Origin of the sequence: Seonamhaeicola aphaedonensis (genome assembly GCF_003386195.1) — a bacterium.
GTDB classification, from domain to species: domain Bacteria; phylum Bacteroidota; class Bacteroidia; order Flavobacteriales; family Flavobacteriaceae; genus Seonamhaeicola; species Seonamhaeicola aphaedonensis.
Window position 1 is genome coordinate 479326 of the sequence record NZ_QRDX01000001.1, and the last position, 21032, is coordinate 500357.

Annotated in this window: 17 protein-coding genes; 9 read left to right on the forward strand and 8 right to left on the reverse strand. The window is 34.3% G+C overall.

Annotated elements, in window-relative coordinates; all coding sequences use genetic code 11:
* Positions 1-13: 13 nt before the first annotated feature.
* The 5 genes from DFQ02_RS02090 to DFQ02_RS02110 form a co-directional block, all read right to left on the reverse strand.
* On the reverse strand, positions 14-2350 hold the full coding sequence (locus DFQ02_RS02090) for a sodium-translocating pyrophosphatase (RefSeq protein ID WP_116039321.1): 2337 nt from the start codon (positions 2348-2350) through the stop codon (positions 14-16).
* Between the two features lie 269 nt (positions 2351-2619).
* Positions 2620-3147 carry an inorganic diphosphatase gene (locus DFQ02_RS02095; protein ID WP_116039322.1) on the reverse strand — a complete coding sequence of 176 codons (528 nt, stop codon included), beginning with the start codon at positions 3145-3147 and terminating at the stop codon, positions 2620-2622.
* A 528-nt stretch (positions 3148-3675) separates the two neighbouring features.
* Positions 3676-5208, reverse strand: coding sequence for an NADP-dependent isocitrate dehydrogenase (locus DFQ02_RS02100; RefSeq protein ID WP_116039323.1), 1533 nt, complete (start codon positions 5206-5208; stop codon positions 3676-3678).
* Between the two features lie 216 nt (positions 5209-5424).
* A complete protein-coding gene (locus DFQ02_RS02105; RefSeq protein ID WP_116039666.1) occupies positions 5425-7932 on the reverse strand; it encodes a DUF5686 and carboxypeptidase-like regulatory domain-containing protein in 2508 nt (835 codons plus the stop codon).
* Positions 7933-7997: 65 nt separating this feature from the next.
* Positions 7998-8975, reverse strand: coding sequence for a pyruvate dehydrogenase complex E1 component subunit beta (locus DFQ02_RS02110; protein WP_116039324.1), 978 nt, complete (start codon positions 8973-8975; stop codon positions 7998-8000).
* A 327-nt stretch (positions 8976-9302) separates the two neighbouring features.
* On the opposite strand from DFQ02_RS02110, the gene DFQ02_RS02115 reads away from it, so the two are divergent.
* From DFQ02_RS02115 to DFQ02_RS02135, 5 genes are all read left to right on the forward strand, one after another.
* Positions 9303-10049 carry an electron transfer flavoprotein subunit beta/FixA family protein gene (locus DFQ02_RS02115; protein ID WP_116039325.1) on the forward strand — a complete coding sequence of 249 codons (747 nt, stop codon included), beginning with the start codon at positions 9303-9305 and terminating at the stop codon, positions 10047-10049.
* Between the two features lie 113 nt (positions 10050-10162).
* Positions 10163-11122: an electron transfer flavoprotein subunit alpha/FixB family protein gene (locus DFQ02_RS02120; RefSeq protein WP_116039326.1), complete on the forward strand. Its 960-nt coding sequence runs from the start codon at positions 10163-10165 to the stop codon at positions 11120-11122.
* A gap of 208 nt (positions 11123-11330) precedes the next feature.
* Entirely contained in the window at positions 11331-11951 is a 621-nt protein-coding gene (locus DFQ02_RS02125; RefSeq protein WP_116039327.1) for a bifunctional nuclease family protein, read from the forward strand.
* A 9-nt stretch (positions 11952-11960) separates the two neighbouring features.
* Positions 11961-13481 (forward strand): NupC/NupG family nucleoside CNT transporter, encoded by a 1521-nt coding sequence (locus DFQ02_RS02130; protein WP_116039667.1) that lies wholly within the window; start codon positions 11961-11963, stop codon positions 13479-13481.
* A gap of 195 nt (positions 13482-13676) precedes the next feature.
* On the forward strand, positions 13677-14501 hold the full coding sequence (locus DFQ02_RS02135) for a thymidylate synthase (protein WP_116039328.1): 825 nt from the start codon (positions 13677-13679) through the stop codon (positions 14499-14501).
* Between the two features lie 53 nt (positions 14502-14554).
* Here DFQ02_RS02135 and DFQ02_RS02140 read toward each other — a convergent pair whose 3' ends face one another.
* Complete coding sequence (locus DFQ02_RS02140; protein WP_116039329.1) at positions 14555-14851, reverse strand: isoamylase early set domain-containing protein; 297 nt, start codon at positions 14849-14851, stop codon at positions 14555-14557.
* Between the two features lie 302 nt (positions 14852-15153).
* Between DFQ02_RS02140 and DFQ02_RS02145 the strand changes: the two genes are divergently transcribed.
* Genes DFQ02_RS02145 through lspA form a run of 4 tightly spaced genes read left to right on the forward strand, consistent with a single transcriptional unit; the run spans position 15154 to position 18808 of the window.
* On the forward strand, positions 15154-16068 hold the full coding sequence (locus DFQ02_RS02145) for a dihydrofolate reductase (RefSeq protein ID WP_116039330.1): 915 nt from the start codon (positions 15154-15156) through the stop codon (positions 16066-16068).
* A 5-nt stretch (positions 16069-16073) separates the two neighbouring features.
* Positions 16074-17372, forward strand: coding sequence for a Kelch repeat-containing protein (locus DFQ02_RS02150; RefSeq protein ID WP_116039331.1), 1299 nt, complete (start codon positions 16074-16076; stop codon positions 17370-17372).
* 40 nt (positions 17373-17412) lie between these two features.
* The gene (fabD, locus tag DFQ02_RS02155) at positions 17413-18294 is read left to right on the forward strand and encodes an ACP S-malonyltransferase (protein ID WP_116039332.1); all 882 of its coding nucleotides are present in this window, start codon (positions 17413-17415) and stop codon (positions 18292-18294) included.
* Between the two features lie 10 nt (positions 18295-18304).
* Complete coding sequence (lspA, locus tag DFQ02_RS02160) at positions 18305-18808, forward strand: signal peptidase II (protein ID WP_116039333.1); 504 nt, start codon at positions 18305-18307, stop codon at positions 18806-18808.
* Positions 18809-18864: 56 nt separating this feature from the next.
* Here the strand turns inward: lspA and galE are convergent, their stop codons facing one another.
* Both galE and DFQ02_RS02170 read right to left on the reverse strand, forming a co-directional pair.
* Positions 18865-19884 carry a UDP-glucose 4-epimerase GalE gene (gene galE / locus DFQ02_RS02165; protein ID WP_116039334.1) on the reverse strand — a complete coding sequence of 340 codons (1020 nt, stop codon included), beginning with the start codon at positions 19882-19884 and terminating at the stop codon, positions 18865-18867.
* On the reverse strand, positions 19877-21031 hold the full coding sequence (locus DFQ02_RS02170; protein WP_116039335.1) for a DegT/DnrJ/EryC1/StrS family aminotransferase: 1155 nt from the start codon (positions 21029-21031) through the stop codon (positions 19877-19879). The genes galE and DFQ02_RS02170 overlap by 8 nt, the downstream gene beginning before the upstream one ends.
* Position 21032 lies beyond the last annotated feature (1 nt).

The following is a 21032-nucleotide window of genomic DNA, read 5'->3' on the forward strand; positions in this document are numbered from 1 at the left end:
TAGTAGTAGGTGGTTAACTCTTTTTTATGGCATCAATGCTAGCTTTTACCTCTGCCTCTGTTCCTTCAAAAGTTTCATAAGTAGTTGAAGCCTCACCATTTTCTGTGGTAACAACGGTAACAACCGCTTTAACAGTACCATTGTCATTGTTACTCATATTTACTTTTATTTCTTTTGAAACCTCAACCATTTCAACGTCGTTACTGTTATTAGTATCATTGTAAGCCTGAACTGCTTCATCTGACACTAAACTAGGTGCAATTACTAAAGCAACTACACTCATTAACTTTAATAAAATATTTAATGATGGTCCTGAAGTATCTTTAAAAGGATCTCCTACCGTATCTCCAACTACAGCAGCTTTATGGGCATCGGTTCCTTTTCTTCCTTCTTCTTCAATAGTCTTTTTAGCATTATCCCATGCGCCTCCTGCATTAGATTGAAAAATTGCCATTAACACCCCACAAGTAGTCACACCTGCAAGCAAGCCTCCAAGCATTTCAGCACCTCCAATAAACCCTACAGCAACTGGAACTGCAATTGCTAATAACCCTGGTAATACCATTTCTTTAATGGATGCCTGAGTTGAAATTTCAACACACTTATCGTATTCTGCAACCCCATTAGCGGCATCAAATATCTTTCTGTCAGCTTCTGAAGCTTTGCTCATATCGGAGTCATACTTTCTCATAACATCTAAAGCCGCTTTTAACTGTGGAATATCTCTAAACTGACGACGCACCTCTTCAATCATAGCCATAGCTGCTCTTCCAACCGCATTCATAGATAAGGCTGAAAATACAAATGGCAACATACCACCAACTAATAAACCAGCCATAATTTTTGGTTGTGAAACATCAATAGCAACAACCCCAGCAGTTTCCATAAAAGCAGCAAATAATGCAAGTGCCGTTAATGCAGCAGAAGCAATAGCAAATCCTTTTCCAATGGCAGCGGTTGTATTTCCTACAGCATCTAACTTATCTGTACGCTCTCTAACTTCGCTAGGTAACTCAGCCATTTCTGCAATACCACCTGCGTTATCAGAAATAGGTCCGTAGGCATCAACCGCTAATTGAATTCCAGTATTAGCTAACATACCAACAGCAGCAATAGCAATTCCATACAACCCTGCATAATGATGAGATACTAAGATAGCGGCAGCAATTAATAAAATTGGAATCATAGTAGACATCATTCCAGTTCCTAAACCTGCAATAATGTTTGTTGCTGCTCCAGTTTCAGATTGTCTTACGATAGCATTTACAGGTTTTGTTCCTGTACCTGTATAATATTCTGTGACCTTACCGACAGCTAAACCAGCTATTAAACCGGCTATTACGGCAACAAACACACCCATAGAACCATGAGGCAAACCTGTGGTTCCTTGCAGCATTAAATCAATAACAAAATAAGAAACAATAACCATTAGACCAGCAGAACCAAATTCTCCAAGGTTTAAAGCTTTATGCGGAGAACCTCCATCTTTAACCTTTACAAAAAACGTCCCTATGATAGACATAATGATACCTACAGCAGCTAATACCAAAGGTAAGTATACGGCTCCTAGTCCGTCAAAATTACTAGTAGTAATTAAAGCCCCTAGTACCATTGTACCAATAATAGAACCCACATAAGATTCAAATAAATCAGCACCCATACCAGCAACATCTCCTACATTATCTCCTACATTGTCAGCAATAGTTGCGGGATTTAAGGGGTGATCTTCTGGGATACCGGCTTCAACCTTTCCTACTAAGTCGGCACCAACATCAGCAGCCTTGGTATAAATACCTCCACCAACACGTGCAAATAATGCAATAGATGATGCCCCTAGTGAGAATCCAGAAAGTACATTAAGAACTTCATTAATTCCCCAGCCCATTTCACTGTATATCATAAATAAACCACTCAGTCCTAAAACACCTAAACCTACAACGCCTAATCCCATAACAGCACCACCAGCAAAAGCAACTTCTAAAGCTTTACCTAGTGAGTTTCTTGCTGCACTTGTGGTTCTAACGTTAGCTTTGGTTGCTACTTTCATTCCTATAAACCCTGCTAAAGCAGAACAAATGGCACCTACAATAAAGGATACAGCTACCATACCATTAGAACCTTCCTCGCTGTTACCTTTAAAATATAACAAGATGGCAACCGCAGCAACAAAAATTGCTAATATTTTATACTCTGCTTTCAAAAAGGACATTGCTCCATCGGCAATGTTTTTGGCTATACCTTTCATGGTTTCCGTTCCTTGGTCTTGCTTAGATACCCAAGCACTTTTTATAAAAACAAAAGCCAAGGCAACCACACCAAACAACGGTAAAAAATCAACTATAAATTCCATATTTTAATCAGTTAGTTTTATTAATATATTTTTCAAGGCGCTAAAAATAGCAAAATTAAAGTGATAAAAAAAACCTCTACAAATTAAAGATTTCATATTCAATCAAGCTTTAATTTATAATATTTACAATACAATGATTTATGTTAGCTTTTTTGTTTTCAATAAAGTCAAAAATAGCATCATTAAAAAACACAACTGTAGGTTTTAAGCAAAAAAAACCATCTTAAAATTAAGATGGCTCATTCAATTATCTGTAACGATTGATTTTACTATATGACAAACGTTCGTTTTTTCTTGTGTTCACTATCTTCATAACGTTTTACACATTCATGATAAATTTTGATTGCTTCTTCAGAATTTCCCCATCCACCAACATCAACCTTTTTCTTTTCTAAATCTTTATAGACCTGAAAAAAGTGTTCTATCTCTTTTAACCTGTGTGGATTTAAATCAGAAATATCACTTCTGTGACTCCATACAGGGTCTGATACTGGTACACAAATAATCTTTTCATCTGGTCCCTTTTCATCTGTCATATGAAAAACGCCTACAGGCCTAACCTCCATTACCACCATAGGATAAGAAGGCTCTGTAGATAAAACCAAAACATCTAAAGGATCTTGGTCTAAAGCTAAGGTTTCAGGTATAAACCCATAATCGCCAGGATACATCATTGACGAGAATAAAGTACGATCAAAACGAATTTTATTTAATGTGAAATCATATTCGTATTTGTTTCTACTTCCTTTTGGGATTTCTATGAGAACATCAAAAGTAATTTCTTTTTTCTTAGCCATATTATCTATTTTAGGCAGCAAAGTTACTGAACCTAATAGCTTTTAACAACAATAAATTCTCACATTTCAATATTTTTACAAAAGCATAAAGTTGATTAAGCTTCCAAAGCAATTTGTTAAAAAACCCTATCAATAATTGTTATATTGTGAGCAATTACTGTATTTATCCTAAATTAAGGTATACTATAATACCTATACTAAGTTAGAAAGAACCACAGAGTTTGAGAAATTAAAAGAGATTGGCAGCAAGTAATTTAGAATTAGGAATAGAGTTAAAAATCAAAATCCATGATTTTGTCATGGATTTCAATTCGATTTCAAAAAAAAAATCGCACTTTTCAACTAACTCTAAACTAATCAACTATATGAATAAACTTTTTATAACAATTTTTTCCCTTTTCTTTTTACAAATGTAATATTTGATTTTAATATATTTTTATTTATAATTTTTATATTATGTATAAATATTATTTATGTTTTAAACAGAGCTCGTTACAACGTTTTTAATGCCTTGATTAAATTCATTTTTTATTCTCCCTGCCCAAGTGAGAACGCTCTTTTTCCATTAAACTCATAAAGGTTTTCGGTTTTAATAATATCCATACCTTCGTTATGTAGTTTTGAAAGGAGCGCAATAATCTGCTCAAATTCTACGGGCTTATACACGGGAGTACCACCTTCAATATCGGCATCCATGGCAACAAATCTACAACGCCAATGGTCTGTACAATAGGTTTCTTTCAAGCCTTTTGGGAACACCTTTACCCCTCTATTGGTAATCATTTTTAACTTAAGCTTGAAAGCACTAATATTAGAAAGTATCTCCCCTATTTCTTCTGGATTTGTACCTTTCCAATCTATAAATACATCAACTCCCAACAATTGTTTATTTGTTAGTTTACGCTTATAATCAGGAATAGTGATTTTACCTGTACCACTGGCCATTGTACTTTCTTGCAACCTCTTTGGTTTTTCTCCTAACCTCTCTATAATAGCCTCTGCAAATTCTGAAGTAGATAATTTTTTAATACTGAATTTATTGTCGTAAATATCGGCGGTATGATGTCCCGCTTCTAGTGTAGATAACCACGCATTTTTAACTTTATCTGCTACTTCTGTTTGCCCAATATAAGCTAACATATTGATAGCAGCATTTAATAAACCTGAAGGGTTGGCTACATTTTGTCCTGCAATGTCAGGAGCCGATCCATGGATAGCCTCAAACATTGCTATATTCTTACCAATATTCGCAGAGCCTGCCATTCCAACTGAACCACCAATTTCTGCAGCAATGTCAGATATAATATCTCCATACAGATTTGATGTCACTATAACATCATAACGTTCTGGATGTGCCGCTAAATGTGCAGCGCCAATATCAATAATTTGTGATTCATTAATAATATCAGGATATTCGGCTGCAATTTCTAAGAACACTTTATGAAACAAACCATCTGTTAGTTTCATAATATTGTCCTTAACCATACAAGTTACTTTCTTCCTACCAAAAGCTCTGGCATATTCAAAAGTGTAACGTACAATTCGTTCACAACCTGGTCTGGTAATTAGTTTTAGGCATTGAACCACATCATCGGTTTGTTGATGCTCTATACCTGCATACAAATCCTCCTCATTTTCACGAATTATTACTACATCCATATCTGGAAAGTTCGTCTTTACAAAAGGATGTAGGGCATTTACAGGACGTACGTTAGCAAATAAACCAAGTGATTTTCTCAGTGTAACATTTAAGCTTTTGTAGCCTTTTCCTTGAGGTGTTGTTACTGGAGCCTTTAATATTATTTTTGCATCACCAATGATATCCCAAGCTTTAGTTGAAATACCAGAAGTGTTTCCAGATAAGTACACTTGTTCACCTAATTCAATAAAATTAGGCTCTATATTGGCTCCAGCTGCCTTAAGAATTTTTAGTGTTACATCCATTATTTCTGGACCAATACCATCTCCTTGGGCAATGGCTATTTTTACCTTTTGTTGAGTTTTGTTTAGCTTTTTACTAGCGTAGTTCTTAGAGCTACCATTTAATAATTCTGTTTCCATGTCTTATTTTTTGTATAATTCAAAATTATGACAAAGAATTAATATATTTTTATTTATATTTTTTATTAAAAACATAAATATTTTTTATATTACAATGAGATTTCACACCACTATGGCCAAATAAAAAATGTGACAATTACGTTTAATAATTGAAAAACCCGATAAGAAGGAACAATGAAAATTGTGAGATAACCTTACACGGCCAAAGTAAAATCTTTAAAAATTAAATCCAAAACTACCTGTTACACCAAACTTTCTAGCATTTGGATATAATGTCTCATCTTTATAATTACCTCGGAAGTTAAAATCAATTCTAAAGACCTTAAATATATTTCCTATACCAAGTCCGTATTCGTAATATATTTTATCACTAGGAGCTACTAAAGGAATGTTGAAAGGATTATTAGTTGTGCTTAAAGCTACATTTTTATCAGATATATCTCCCCAAACCCCCCGAATACTCACAATCTCTCTTAAATTAAACTTTCTTAGAAAAGGAATTCTAGAAAATAAGCGTCCGTTAAAATTATGTTCCACATGAAATGAAGTATACGTATCAGACACAAACTCATAAAAATCTAGTTGCGAAAAAGTGTTATAAATTGAAAAATATGATTGATTACCAGGAATGACACTCAATAAGCCAAGAGGTACCTCTCCAAAAGTTTTCCCCGCTTCTACTGAAGTTGTTAACCTACCAAAACCACCTAACTGCCAAGGTTGAACATAAGAACATTGTAGTTTAGTATAATCAAAATCGCTATTAAATATACTTTTATCTCCAAGACTTATCTGTGCAAAAACTCTAGCATAATCGTCATTTGCATCATAACGCTCAACTCCAAAACCCGTCATTTTTCTACCTGGGAAAAAATATACTGCAGCTGTAGTTTCAAATTGTTTAATCTCAGATGCTATACCATTTGGCGTATTATAATCTAAACTAAAAGTAGGTGAGGCCGACTCTAAAGTTCTATAATTTGCTCCTAGCCTTAAAATTAAGTTTCTAAAAGGCTCTGCTTCTATTGCAAAGCTTGTGAGGTTGATTGTAGTTAATTTATCATTGGCACCAGCAGTTACTACAGCTGAAGAGGCTAGACTTCGTCCCAAAACATCCGTTGAATTGGTCAAACTAGCACCCAATTGCTCAACATCTCGACGATTACCTCCAGAAATAATCAATCGGCTCTTTTTATCTAACAACCACTTTCCTGAAATACCATACTTGAATTTATCATCTTTAAAACCATAAGCTAAAAAGCCTTCTAATCGCCATAAATCATTTCTGCCAAAATAAGTGCGTCCACCAGTACGCAACCGTACCCCCTCAACTTCATTAAAACCAAAAGTTGAAAAAATAGGACCATAATCTAAAGGTAATGTATTGAACTCAATATATCCAGAAGATAAAATACTCCCCAGATTATACATCTGCTTAAACTTTTTGACCGTCTTTAAAGTGTCTAGCATTTTATAGACCCCTTTCTCATCTTTATTTAAAGCCTCTAGACGGTTCTTTTGCCAAAAAGCGTCATCTCTGTCATAAACATCTTTGTCATAATTATAGACTTCAGCATCATAGAATTTTTTATCTTTTTGAACATTAAATTCATAATTATCGTAAAGTGTGGTACGCTTACCATAAATCCCTCTTGATGTCTCTTTTTTACTTAAGGCAAAATCAGACATCATATAATCGCGCTTTACCAAAAAAATAGAATCGTTCAATACTTCAAACTCCTGCTCAATATAAATCTCTTTTACCCAGTTTATATTAGCACTTTTCGAAGCTTGTAAGTTAATCTCCTTAAGTGCGTAAGTTGAATCCGCTACCCAGAAGTCTCCTTTAAAGGTGAGTTCGTTTTTTCGCCTTGGGTAGTAAATAATATTGAAGCACCACTTATTATCAATATAAGCGCTGTCAGTCAAGACATAGTTATAAGTACTGATACCTGTTCTGGATAACGGACTCACAAAACTCTTATCGAAAAACTTAAGGTAATTATCATACACATCATAATCGGAATAAAGGTCATCAACAAAATCAATAATTACTTGATTGTCGTTAAAACCAGAGTTCTTATTACCTTTTAAAACTTCCTTTTCTTTATTTATGATGTTGTCTCCATATACCCTTGACGCCGCTTCATTAATAAACATGGGTAGATAGGTTTTCCCTGTAACACGAGAGGTGTCTACTTCATTAAACACAAACTCCATCCCTTTAAAAAACTTGCTTTTTATTAAGGCACTGTCTATGGTATTAATATCAAACTCTACTTTTTCATATTTATCGTATTCGTATTGTTTAAAACGCCTTAGGCCATTTTCTCGTTTGTTTTCCCAAATTTTTCTAAGAATATCAATAGCTGGATTATTTTTTTTTGATTGCTTTCCAGTCAATAAAACTACAGCATCTAGTTGAGCAGCTTCTTCCTTGAGTGTGAATTTTAGATTATAGTTTACTTTTTTATCTAGGGAAATTTTTAAGGTTTCATAACCAATAAATGAAATAGTAAGCACATTCCAAGTTTCTTCAGACTCTAAATAAAATTTCCCGTTTTCATTAGTAGTTGTTCCTTCAGTAGAGCCTTGAAATATGATGTTAGCAAAAGAAATAGGCTCGTTGTATTCATCAAAAACATAACCACTCACTTTAGTTTGGGCATATGCACTAATATTGCAAATAAATGATAATAAAACACCTAGTAATCTCAACTTCATAATACAAAAAAACTTCATCAGCAATTACATGCTAATGAAGTTTATATAACGTAAAAAATTTTCTTTTATTGATACAATACTTTCTTTACTGCTTTGATAACGTCTTCACTATTTGGCAACCATTCTTTCAATAAAACTGGAGAGTATGGCGCAGGTGTATCAGCTGTGTTTAATTTAATTACCGGTGCGTCTAAATAATCGAATGCTTCAGACTGAACCAAATAAGTAATTTCTGTTGCTACACTTCCAAAGGGCCAAGCTTCTTCCAAAACTACCAACCTATTGGTTTTTTTAACAGATTCTATAATAGCTTTTCTATCCATAGGACGAACCGTACGTAAATCAATGATTTCACATGAGATACCTTCTTTGTCTAATTCATCGGCAGCCTTGTAAGCTTCCTTAATAATTTTTCCAAAGGATACAATGGTCACATCGTCGCCTTTTCTTTTAATATCTGCAACGCCTATTGGAATTAAGTACTCTCCTTCTGGCACTTCTCCCTTATCTCCATACATTTGTTCACTTTCCATGAAAATAACTGGATCATCATCACGAATAGCAGATTTTAATAACCCTTTAGCATCAGCAGGATTTGAAGGCACTACTACTTTTAAACCAGGTGTATTAGCAAACCAATTTTCAAAAGCCTGTGAGTGTGTAGCACCTAACTGACCCGCAGAAGCCGTAGGCCCACGAAATACAATAGGACATTTAAACTGCCCTCCAGACATCTGCCTAATTTTAGCTGCATTATTTATAATCTGATCAATACCAACTAAAGAGAAATTAAAGGTCATGTATTCTACAATGGGTCTATTTCCAGTCATAGTAGACCCAATGGCAATACCAGCAAAACCAAGCTCTGCAATAGGTGTATCTATAACACGTTTAGGACCAAACTCATCTAACATTCCTTTTGAAGCTTTGTAAGCTCCATTATATTCTGCTACCTCCTCACCCATTAAATATACGCTTTCATCTCGGCGCATTTCTTCGCTCATGGCTTCACAAATAGCCTCTCTAAATTGAATTGTCTTCATTAATCTTGTTTTATTCGAGATGCAAAAATAAGAATTATTGGTTATAATTAACCATAAAACTTGGCAGTAAAATATAGACCCTCTAAAAATTAATAATTTAACAGAAATGACTTAAAATTGATGAAGGATTACTATTCAAAAGAAGTTCCATTTATTTAATTAATTCTTAAATATGTTTGCGGTGTTTCTTATGGATACTTAAAGAGCTACTTTACTTTCTATTTTTTTATAACATTTCTAAAAAATACTATGCGCGCATAGTATTTTTTAGAAATAAAATAATTACCTTCGTAGCCATAAAAAATTGTCTATTTTAAACACAGGTTTATGAATATTTTAGTGTGTATTAGTCATGTTCCCGACACAACTTCTAAGATAAATTTTACAGATAACGACTCCAAGTTTGACGCCAATGGTGTGCAGTTTGTAATTAATCCTAATGATGAATTTGGATTAACCCGCGCTATGTGGTTTAAAGAAAAGCAAGGCGCTAAAGTTACGGTTGTAAATGTTGGAGGCTCTGAAACAGAACCAACACTCAGAAAAGCTTTAGCAATTGGGGCAGATGCAGCTATTCGTGTTAACACCAAAGCCACAGATGGTTTTAAAGTTGCTAAACAATTAGCAAAAGTAATAACCGATGGTAGCTTTGACCTTGTCATTGCAGGTAGGGAGTCTATAGATTACAACGGTGGCATGGTACCAGGTATGGTAGCTGGATTAACTAATGCTAATTTTGTAAATAACTGTATTGCTCTAGAGGTTGATGGTAATACTGCCAGCGCAACCAGAGAAATTGATGGAGGAAAAGAAACTATTTCTGTTGGGTTACCTCTAATCATTGGTGGACAAAAAGGATTAGTTGAAGAAAGTGAGCTACGCATCCCAAATATGCGCGGAATTATGATGGCACGTCAAAAACCGTTAACGGTTGTTGAACCCGATGAAACTAATTCAAAAACAGCTTCAATTAAATTTGAAAAACCAGCACCCAAAGGTGCGGTAAAGTTAGTACCAGAAGATAATTTAGATGAGTTAATTAATTTACTTCACAACGAAGCAAAAGTTATTTAACATCAACTTTTCTGAATTAATTTTAGGAATATCCTACCAGTAAAAACATTAAATGAAATCTTGAAACCAAATTGTGTTTGGAATAAGCTCAAGACGATGAAAAAGAAAATATTATGTCAGTTTTAGTATATACAGAATCAGATCAAGGCAAATTAAAAAAAGGGGCTTTTGAAGTAGCGTCTTATGGCAAAGCAGTTGCTAATCAATTAGGAACCACAGTTACGGCAATTTCTATAAATGCAGATGAAACTTCGGTGTTAGGAAATTATGGCGTAGATAAAGTATTAACTGTTTCAAGTTCAGAATTAGAATCGTTTAATGCTAAAATTTATGCGAGCGTTATAAAACAAGCTGCCGAAAAAGAAAACTCCCAAATAGTTATTATCAGCTCTAGTGCAGACAGCAAGTATTTAGCGCCACTTTTAGCAGTTGACTTACAAGCTGGTTACGTCTCTAATGTTATTGAAACACCAATTAGTACATCGCCATTTACGGTAAAAAGGAATGCCTTCACAAACAAGGCTTTTGAAATCACTCAAATAAATACCAATGTGAAAATTGTTGGAGTATCAAGTAATGCCTTTGGTTTAGTTGAAAGTAATGGCAGCGCTACTGCAGAAGACTTTTCGCCTACAATTGAAGCATCAAACTTAAAAGTTGAATCGGTTGACAGAACCACTAATAAGGTAACCATTGCAGATGCTGATATTGTAGTATCGGGTGGACGTGGTTTAAAAGGTCCTGAAAACTGGGGTATGATTGAGGAATTAGCCGATGTTTTGGGTGCCGCCACTGCCTGCTCTAAACCAGTGTCAGACTTGGGTTGGAGACCACATAGTGAACATGTTGGACAAACAGGTAAACCTGTGGCATCTAACCTTTACATTGCTATTGGTATTTCAGGAGCTATTCAACATTTAGCAGGTGTTAACGCTTCAAAAGTAAAAGTTGTTATTAATACCGATGCCGAAGCACCATTCTTTAAAGCAGCAGATTACGGTGTGGTTGGAGACGCATTTACCGTAGTACCTAAACTCATAGAAAAAATAAAAGCGTTTAAGGCTCAACAGTAATTTTTTTCATAACTTGTATTCTCAATTACATGGAATAATTTGGCACATTTTATCTAAATGTGTGTTTAGCAGTTGGTAAATTCCAAATTTAAACGGTTCTTTGTGCCCGATTAGTTACCTCAGTAAATAAACACTTGGTGTTTTAAGAATCATAATTTTATTGAGAGGTAAACATCTGAATGTTTAAATCTCGATTATTGAGTGGAATATGAGCTTAGTTCGATTAAATATAAAGGGAATATCCTACAGTCAAACCCAAAATGGTGCTTATGCATTAATCTTAAACGAAGTAGATGGCGAACGAAAACTTCCTATTGTTATTGGTGCTTTTGAAGCACAATCCATTGCCATTGCTTTAGAAAAAGAAATTCGCCCCCCCAGACCACTTACTCATGATTTATTCAAAAACTTTGCAGACCGCTTTGATATTGTAGTTAAGCAAGTTATCATCCACAAATTAGTTGACGGTGTATTTTTTTCAAGTTTGATATGTGAACGTGATAAAATTGAAGAAATCATTGATGCTAGAACCAGTGATGCCATAGCCTTGGCGTTGCGTTTTGATGCACCAATTTTTACTTACAAGAATATTTTGGATAAAGCTGGCATTTATTTAAAAGTGAATCCAACAAAAGATGATGAAGATGAATCTACAGAAGATAGTGTTTTAGTAGATGATTTAATGGCTAGTGAACTAGAACCTGCTCCACGGGAAAATTATGCCAGTAAAACTTTAGAAGAACTAGAAAACTTATTGGATGAAGCTGTTGCCAACGAAGACTACGAAAAGGCCGCTCATATTAGAGACGAAATTTCCAAACGAAAATAAATGCCAATTATGAAACAACTTTTTCTGTCTTTTCTATTGGCTTTTTTAGTTTTTTCAACTTCAATATCAGCACAGGAAACAGAAAAAGTAACACTTCAAGAAATTACCACTACACTTCAGGAGACTGAAATTAATAACGCCTCCAACACCACTTTAGTTAATCATACTTTAGAAACTAAATCAGAAATAGTTAAAACTACAGAGAGAGGTATCATACCTAGTCAGGGGTTTTCATTTAACAGTTTGTGGCGTGGTGTTCTAGGTATGATGTCGTTAATATTTATCGCCTTTCTTTTTAGTAGTAACAAAAGAGCTATAAACTGGAAAACTGTTAGCATTGGTTTGTCTTCACAATTGATACTTGCTATTTTAATTTTGAAAGTCCCTTTCGTTAAATCTATTTTCAATTACTTAGGTAAAGCCTTCAATAAGGTTTTAACATTTACTGAGGCCGGAACAAAATTTTTATTCAGTGCATTTTCAACTGGTGAAATTGAAAACCCTTTACTTAATTTTGCTGTTACTATACTTCCAACAATCATATTCTTTTCAGCCCTTACTTCTGTATTATTTTACTTAGGAATTATTCAAAAAGTGGTAAAAGCCTTAGCTTGGTTGCTCACCAAACTGTTAAAAATATCTGGAGCAGAAAGCCTAAGCGTTGCTGGTAATATTTTTTTGGGTCAAACTGAATCTCCTTTAATGATAAAAGCCTATTTAGAAAAAATGAATAAATCTGAAATGCTTTTGGTGATGATTGGTGGTATGGCAACTGTAGCCGGAGGTGTTTTAGCTGTTTATATACAATTTCTAGGTGGTGATGACCCTATTTTAAGAGAATACTTTGCTAGTCATTTACTTGCTGCTTCTGTAATGGCAGCCCCCGGAGCGATTGTAATATCAAAGATATTATATCCTCAAACAGAAGCTATTAATAAAGATGTAAAAGTTTCAGCAGACAAAATAGGTTCAAATATTTTAGATGCCATTGCAAACGGAACAACCGAAGGATTAAAGTTAGCGGTTAATGTAGCCGCCATGCTTTTGGTATTTGTTGCTTTTATAGCTATGATAAACTATGGCTTATTTAAACTTGGTACTTTAGGTAATATTAACGCGTGGGTATCTAGTAATAGCCCCTATAATAGCCTATCAATTGAATCTTTACTGGGCACTGTTTTCGCACCATTAATGTGGCTTATAGGAGTAGCTAAAGAAGACACCATGATGATGGGGCAATTAATAGGAATTAAACTTGCAGCCAGCGAGTTTATAGGTTACATTCAGCTTGTTGATTTAAAAAACATAAACAACCCTTTACATCTTAACTATCAAAAATCTGTTGTTATGGCAACATATATGCTTTGTGGGTTTGCCAATTTCGCTTCTATAGGCATTCAAATTGGTGGTATTGGGTCTTTAGCGCCTGGACAACGTAAGCTACTCTCAAAATTTGGTATGAAAGCGCTACTGGGTGGCACTATAGCCTCTTTAGTTTCAGCAACTATTGCTGGTATGATAATAGGGTAACTAATTTCTGCAAACCTAAGAACCTTATCCAACTTGATTTCAAATTAGACCGTTAATAACTTTTTAATATTATACGCTTTGCGAAGAAGAATTTAAACGCTCTTTTTCTTTAAATTCGTTTCCGCTATCATTTTACTGATTGCTGCGTAATTTTTAACCAATTATTAGATTCCTATTTTCACGGGAACAAGATCTATGAAGCAATATCACGACTTAGTAAAACATGTTTTAGAAAACGGAAACGAAAAAGGAGATAGAACAGGAACAGGAACAAAAAGCGTTTTTGGTTATCAAATGCGTTTTGACTTAAGTGAAGGCTTTCCTATGGTAACAACCAAAAAACTCCATTTGAAATCCATAATTTATGAGCTCCTTTGGTTTTTAAGAGGTGATACCAATATTAAATATTTAACCGAAAATGGCGTTAGAATTTGGAATGAATGGGCTGATGAAAATGGTGATCTAGGACCTGTGTATGGTCATCAATGGCGCAATTGGAATAGTGATGAGATAGATCAAATTAAAGAAGTCATTGATACGCTCAAGAAGAATCCTAACAGCCGAAGAATGTTAATTTCTGCTTGGAACCCATCGGTATTACCAGATACATCAAAAACTTTTAGTGAAAATGTAGCCAATGGTAAAGCAGCCCTACCACCGTGTCATGCCTTTTTTCAGTTTTATGTAGCAGACGGAAAGCTATCTTGTCAATTATATCAGCGTAGTGCAGATATCTTTTTAGGTGTTCCTTTTAACATTGCGTCTTATGCCTTATTTACCATGATGATTGCTCAGGTTTGTGGTTATCAGCCAGGTGAATTCATACATACTTTTGGCGATGCTCATATTTATAGCAACCATTTTGAACAGTTGGAATTACAACTTTCTAGAGAGCCAAGACCTTTACCTAAAATGGTTTTAAATCCAGAAATAACTGATGTTTTTGATTTTACTTTTGAAGACTTCACCTTATTAGATTACAATCCTCACCCACATATTAAAGGGGTAGTAGCAGTATAAACAAAAAGCATCCTCAGGAAAGAAGATGCTTTTAATAAAAATTTCAAAAAACTTTATACAGTTACAACGCTGTTTTCTGCACCAGCAAAATCATTCCATGCATAAGCATCAGCAGCAGCATCGTTTAAATATTCTCCGTCTACCAAATACTTAAACTCATAAGAGCTATCTTTATCTAAATCAATAGTTCCTTTAAATACGCCACTCTTTAATTTTTTAAGAGGTGCCTTTTTTGCATTCCAATCATTAAAACTTCCTACTACAGAAACTTTTTTTGCGTCTTCTGCTTCTATAGAAAAAGTTACCTTGCATACTGGTTTACTTTTTAAGTATTGTTTTTTAATAGCCATAATTTAAATTTTTTGCGTGTTGTTTAATGGGACAAATTTATAAAACAATCCTCTACTGATCTATATTAAAAGCTCTTAACCCAAAAGAATTATCAATTTAGTAATATTTGCAAGCATTATTTTATTGTATAGAAAAAATTAAGTGAAAAAATAAAGTATTATCAACAAAAAAATCAACGCTTTAACACTGATTTTCAGATGATTTAACACTACATCGTTTGCGAAAAACACCTTTCTATACAATAATTCAAACTAAAAGGTCTCATATAAAATAGTAACTTTACAGTCCTTATTTTAGAATTATGTTCGGAAAGAAAAAAAGTATGACTCAAATTGATAAAGAGCAGCTAGAATTAATTGAAAATGCCCAAAGACGTATTAAACAAAAAAAACGTCTATACATTCATTTTGTATTATTTCTTATTGGCTCTATATTAATAATAGTAGCTAATACTGTTTTAGGTATAGGCAAAGATTTTACACCATTTGAAAAAGAATGGTTTGTCTTTGCTATTCTTATCTGGTTATTTTTGTTGCTTTATCACACCTTTAATGTGTTTGTAACCCATAAATTTATGGGTAAAGAATGGGAGCAAAAGCAGTTGAACAAGTTGGTTGCTGAACAAAAAACTAGGATTGAAAAAATTAAGAAAGAGCTAAAAAAAGAAGCGTCTCATATTGCCGAGAGTGAAATTTACAATGAAGAACTTACCATAAAAGATAAAACTTCAGAACTTACAATTATTGCTGCTGCTGCTGAAAACAACGCTATTGGAAAAGACAACAAACTTATTTGGCATTTAAGTAATGATTTAAAAAGGTTTAAATCCTTAACCGATGGTCACCATATAATTATGGGACGAAAAACATTTGAAAGCTTTCCTAAGCCCTTACCGAATAGGACACACGTTGTTATTACTAGGCAATCAGATTACAAAGCCCCTAATGGTGTTATTTTAGTGAATAGTTTAGAGGCTGCGATTGAAGCTTCAAAAAATGATTCACAACCCTTTGTAATTGGTGGGGGCGAAATTTACAAGCAAGCCATGACTTTTGCAGATAAAATTGAACTTACTAGAGTTCATGAAACGTTTGAAGCAGATGCCTTTTTCCCAGAAATAGATTCTAATATTTGGAAAGAAACTTTTAATGAATTTCATCAAAAAGATGAAAACCATGATTTTGAGTTTTCTTTTTTAACTTACGTAAGAATCTAAAGAAAATGAAAATTCGACTGCTTGTAATTTTATTATGTTTAATCCTTGTATCATGTAAGTCAAATGCTCAGATTAAAGATCAATGGATTGATAAAAATGAAGATGAGAACTATACTGCTCGCCATGAATGTTCTTTTGTACAAGCGGGTGATAAATTTATCATGTTTGGTGGAAGAGAATCTGCCCCCAAACTAGATATTTATGATTTTCAAAGTAATTCTTGGACAACTGCAAAAAATAAAGCTCCAAAAGAATTTAATCACTTTCAGGCTACCTTCTACAAAGGGTTTATTTGGGTAATAGGTTCTTTTAAAACGAATAATTTCCCCAGAGAACTTCCAGAAGAAAATGTTTGGTTATATTATCCAGTAAATGACGTTTGGATTAAAGGGCCTGAAATCCCTGAGAAAAGAAGACGTGGTGGTGCTGGTTTGGTAATTTACAAAGATAAATTCTATTTGGTTGGTGGTAACACTATAGGTCATGATGGCGGTTATGTAAATTGGTTTGATGAATATGACCCAGTTAACAACACATGGAAGATTTTAGAAAATGCCTCTCAGGCTAGAGATCATTTTAGTGCAGCTGTTATAGGAAATAAACTTTATGCTGTAGCAGGAAGGCATTCAGGAGGAGAAGGCGGTGTATTTGGGCCTCTCGTAAGTGTTGTTGACGTTTACAATTTTAACACCAAAACATGGTCTGTTTTAAAAAATAACATACCAACGCCAAGAGCGGCTCCTGGAGTTGCGGTTTTTAACAATGAATTATTAGTTATGGGCGGTGAAGGTGAAGAAAAAGGACCCGCCTATAAAATTGTAGAAGCTTACAATCCTAAAACTAATAAATGGACTAATAAAGCTAGTATGCACTACCCAAGACATGGCACTCAAGCGATACTATCAGGCGAAGGTATTTATATAGCTGCAGGCTCTCCAAAAAGAGGTGGTGGCAGACAATTAAATATGGAAGTTTATAATGTAGATAACCCTAATGGAACACCTTTAACCGCTTCTTATTTAACAGCTCCCGAAAAAGTTCAGATTTCAAAAGGGTCTTCAATAGAAATTAAGGTAAAAAATGAAGGTGGTAATACGGGTAGTTTTATTACTTCAGTTCAAATAGCTGGAGTAGACGCCAATGCTTTCAAAATAGAATCAAATCATAATCATACATTAATTGACAGCAATATTGAATTCAGAATAAAAGTTAGCCACTTAACAAAAGTTATTGGAGAAACTGCCGATTTAGAAATCAATTACAATGGCAACGCTAAAAAAATTATTAATCTGGTAAGTCACTAAAATTTCACGTACTTTTGCCACACTAAAAAAACGAACTTAAATGAACGCATATATATTTCCTGGTCAAGGTGCTCAATTCTCTGGAATGGGACTAGATCTTTATGAACAATCTGCTGAGGCACAAGAATTATTTGAACAAGCCAACAATATATTAGGTTTCAATATTACAGACATCATGTTTGAAGGTTCTACTGATGATTTAAAAGAAACTAAAGTCACTCAACCAGCTATCTTTTTGCATTCAGTGATTTTAGCTAAAACTTTGGGTGATTCCTTTAAACCAGATATGGTTGCAGGACATTCACTTGGTGAGTTTTCTGCTTTGGTAGCTAATGGCACATTAAACTTTGAAGATGGTTTAAAATTAGTTTCACAACGTGCCATGGCTATGCAAAAAGCTTGTGAATTACAGCCAAGTACTATGGCTGCTGTTTTAGGTTTAGATGATGATATTGTTGAAAAGGTTTGTGCTTCTACTGATGGTGTGGTAGTTGCAGCTAACTATAATTGCCCAGGACAATTAGTAATTTCTGGTGAAATTGAAGCCATTAACAAAGCTTGCGAAACCTTAAAGGAGTTAGGTGCACGAAGAGCTCTGGTACTACCTGTTGGAGGCGCGTTTCACTCGCCTTTAATGGAGCCTGCACGTGAGGAATTGGCAGCCGCTATTGAAAGCACTACATTTAAGAAACCAAAATGCCCTATTTATCAAAATGTGACCGCTAATGCTGTTACAGATGAAACGGCAATAAAAATCAATCTAATTTCTCAATTAACAGCACCTGTTCGTTGGACACAATCTGTTCAGCAAATGATTGCTGATGGAGCTACATTATTCACAGAAGTTGGTCCTGGTAAAGTACTACAAGGTTTGGTTAAAAAAATTAATAGAGAATCTGAAGTTGCCTCGGCTACTTTATAAGTTTTATAAAATGAAGATTTCTCGTCGGTCAGCATTCATCATTTTAACCATTATTGGCTCTATAGGCTTAGATCAAATCTCTAAAGTTTGGGTTAGGGCCCATGTAAAGGCAGGAAGTGTTTCTGAAATTTTTGGAGATTATTTTACGTTACATAATGTTGAAAATAAGGGTGCTTTTTTAGGTATGGGTAGTGATTTAAATGAAACACTTAGAGTTGTTCTCTTATTAATTCTTCCAGTGGTTGTTTTGGGACTTGTGCTTAGATATGTGTTTAAAGATAAAAGTTTAGGCAATTGGTCACTTTTTGCATTTGCCAGTATTATTGGTGGAGGTATAGCTAATGTTTATGATCGTTTTGTTTACGGAAGCGTTACTGATTTCTGGCACATTAAATTAACTGACACATTAAGAACTGGCATTTTTAATGTGGCCGATGTATTTGTAAGCACAGGAATGATTATTCTAGTTTTTATTGCACTGTTTAAAAAAAAACATAAAGAAGTAAAACAATAAAAACGGACTAAAAATTTTTAATCCGTTTTAAAGTTGTAAAGTGTTATATAAAAATATTAACCTCTCACTTTTTGCTCCCACTTCCAAGCAGAAAGCATGGCTTCATCTAAAGATAATTGCGTTTTCCAACCCAACTCTTCATTAGCATTGGTAGTATCGGCATAAGCAGCCGTTATATCACCCTCACGTCTTCCTACAATTTTATAATTTAACTTTTTGCCAGAAACACGTTCAAATGACTTTATAACTTCTAAAACAGAACTTCCCTTTCCAGTTCCTAAATTAAAAGTTTCATAAGAAGCTTTGTTTTTGTTTTTTAACAATCTTTCCAAAGCGACAACATGCGCTTTCGCCAAATCTACTACGTGAATATAATCTCGAATACAAGTACCATCTGGTGTTGGGTAATCATCTCCAAAAACAGATAGCTGTTCTCTAATACCAATAGCCGTTTGTGTTATGAATGGCACTAAATTTTGCGGAACTCCTATGGGTAACTCACCAATCTCTGTTGAAGGATGGGCACCAATGGGGTTAAAATAGCGTAGGGCAATAGCTTTCAAAGTTGATACTACCTTGCAAGTATCTCTAATAATTTCTTCTCCAATTTGTTTGGTATTCCCATAAGGAGACTCGGCTTGTTTTACTGGAGCGCTTTCAGTTATAGGCAACTCATCGGCTTGTCCATATACAGTACAAGAAGAACTAAATATAAAACTAGCTTCAGGAAGCTTTTTTAACTCTTTTAACAGATAAACCAGTGTTCCAATATTGTTTTCATAATATAGTAAAGGTTTTTGTACACTCTCACCAACCGCTTTACTAGCTGCAAAGTGAATCACACCTTTTATATCACTATGCTTTTTAAAAAAAGCTGCTACAGTATCTTTTTCCTTTAAATCAATTTTTTCAAAAATTGGGGTTTTACCTGTTATGGTCGTAATCCCGTCAAGTACCTTTTCTGAGGAATTTGATAAGTCATCAATAATCACCACTTCATAACCTGCCTCTTGCAATTCTACAACGGTATGAGACCCAATAAAACCTAAACCACCGGTTACTAATATTTTATCCATTTACAAATTTTATAACTGTTGATGTAATATATGCTATTTGTTCATCGTCCAATTCTGTATGCATTGGTAATGAAATAACTTCTTTCACTAATTGATTAGTTATTGTAAAATCTTCCTCATTATAGCGTTCATCTAAATATGCTTTTTGCTTATGAAGAGGAATAGGGTAATAAACGCCACACGGAATCTCTTTTTCATTTAAATGTTTCACAAGAGCATCCCTATCAACTCCAACAACTCTGAGTGTATACTGATGAAAGACATGACAGTCACAATAATCACAAATTGTGTCACAATTATTAGAAGTTTGAGGAACTATTATTGAGCTAATACCTTTAAACGCTTCATTATATTTTTTCGCTGCACGCTGTCTAGCTTTATTATAAGTATCTAAGTGTGGTAATTTGGCATCTAAAACAGCTGCTTGAATACTATCTAATCTGGAATTAACACCAACCACATCATGATGATAACGCTCATACATTCCATGATTTACAATACCTCTAATTGTATGCGCTAAGGCATCATTATTAGTAAAAATAGCACCACCATCACCATAACAACCCAAATTTTTTGATGGAAAAAAGGACGTGGCACCAACATCACCAATAGTGCCTGCCTTAACTTTTTCTCCATTGGTGTAAGTGTAGTTAGCTCCAATAGCCTGAGCATTATCTTCAATTACATATAAATCATGTGCTTTAGCAATTTCCATAATGGCTTCCATATTGGCACACTGACCAAACAAATGCACAGGAACAATGGCTTTTGTTTTTGGTGTAATAGCCTTTTTGATGGCTTCAATATTAATATTAAAATCATCTGGGTTTACATCAACCAAAACTGGTGTTAGGTTCAACAAAGCAATTACCTCAACAGTAGCAGCAAAAGTAAAGTCTGCAGTTATGACCTCATCTCCAGGTTTTAAACCTAGTCCCATCATAGCAATTTGTAAGGCATCGGTACCATTGGCACAAGGTATGACATGTTTAACACCTAAATAGGTTTCTAAATTTTTTTGAAACTCATGAACCTTAGGTCCATTTATAAAAAAAGCTGAATCAATGACCTCTTGAATAGAGGGGTTTACAACATCTTTAATACCGTTGTACTGACCTTTGAGGTCAACCATTTGAATTTTCTTCATC

What these genes read in the sequence shown, in the direction of transcription:
- DFQ02_RS02090 (WP_116039321.1), bottom strand. Translation starts at nt 2,350, where the DNA reads ATGGAATTTATAGTTGATTTTTTACCGTTGTTTGGTGTGGTTGCCTTG.
- DFQ02_RS02095 (WP_116039322.1), bottom strand. Translation starts at nt 3,147, where the DNA reads ATGGCTAAGAAAAAAGAAATTACTTTTGATGTTCTCATAGAAATCCCA.
- DFQ02_RS02100 (WP_116039323.1), bottom strand. Translation starts at nt 5,208, where the DNA reads ATGGAAACAGAATTATTAAATGGTAGCTCTAAGAACTACGCTAGTAAA.
- DFQ02_RS02105 (WP_116039666.1), bottom strand. Translation starts at nt 7,932, where the DNA reads ATGAAGTTGAGATTACTAGGTGTTTTATTATCATTTATTTGCAATATT.
- DFQ02_RS02110 (WP_116039324.1), bottom strand. Translation starts at nt 8,975, where the DNA reads ATGAAGACAATTCAATTTAGAGAGGCTATTTGTGAAGCCATGAGCGAA.
- DFQ02_RS02115 (WP_116039325.1), top strand. Translation starts at nt 9,303, where the DNA reads ATGAATATTTTAGTGTGTATTAGTCATGTTCCCGACACAACTTCTAAG.
- DFQ02_RS02120 (WP_116039326.1), top strand. Translation starts at nt 10,163, where the DNA reads ATGTCAGTTTTAGTATATACAGAATCAGATCAAGGCAAATTAAAAAAA.
- DFQ02_RS02125 (WP_116039327.1), top strand. Translation starts at nt 11,331, where the DNA reads ATGAGCTTAGTTCGATTAAATATAAAGGGAATATCCTACAGTCAAACC.
- DFQ02_RS02130 (WP_116039667.1), top strand. Translation starts at nt 11,961, where the DNA reads ATGAAACAACTTTTTCTGTCTTTTCTATTGGCTTTTTTAGTTTTTTCA.
- DFQ02_RS02135 (WP_116039328.1), top strand. Translation starts at nt 13,677, where the DNA reads ATGAAGCAATATCACGACTTAGTAAAACATGTTTTAGAAAACGGAAAC.
- DFQ02_RS02140 (WP_116039329.1), bottom strand. Translation starts at nt 14,851, where the DNA reads ATGGCTATTAAAAAACAATACTTAAAAAGTAAACCAGTATGCAAGGTA.
- DFQ02_RS02145 (WP_116039330.1), top strand. Translation starts at nt 15,154, where the DNA reads ATGTTCGGAAAGAAAAAAAGTATGACTCAAATTGATAAAGAGCAGCTA.
- DFQ02_RS02150 (WP_116039331.1), top strand. Translation starts at nt 16,074, where the DNA reads ATGAAAATTCGACTGCTTGTAATTTTATTATGTTTAATCCTTGTATCA.
- fabD (WP_116039332.1), top strand. Translation starts at nt 17,413, where the DNA reads ATGAACGCATATATATTTCCTGGTCAAGGTGCTCAATTCTCTGGAATG.
- lspA (WP_116039333.1), top strand. Translation starts at nt 18,305, where the DNA reads ATGAAGATTTCTCGTCGGTCAGCATTCATCATTTTAACCATTATTGGC.
- galE (WP_116039334.1), bottom strand. Translation starts at nt 19,884, where the DNA reads ATGGATAAAATATTAGTAACCGGTGGTTTAGGTTTTATTGGGTCTCAT.
- DFQ02_RS02170 (WP_116039335.1), bottom strand. Translation starts at nt 21,031, where the DNA reads ATGAAGAAAATTCAAATGGTTGACCTCAAAGGTCAGTACAACGGTATT.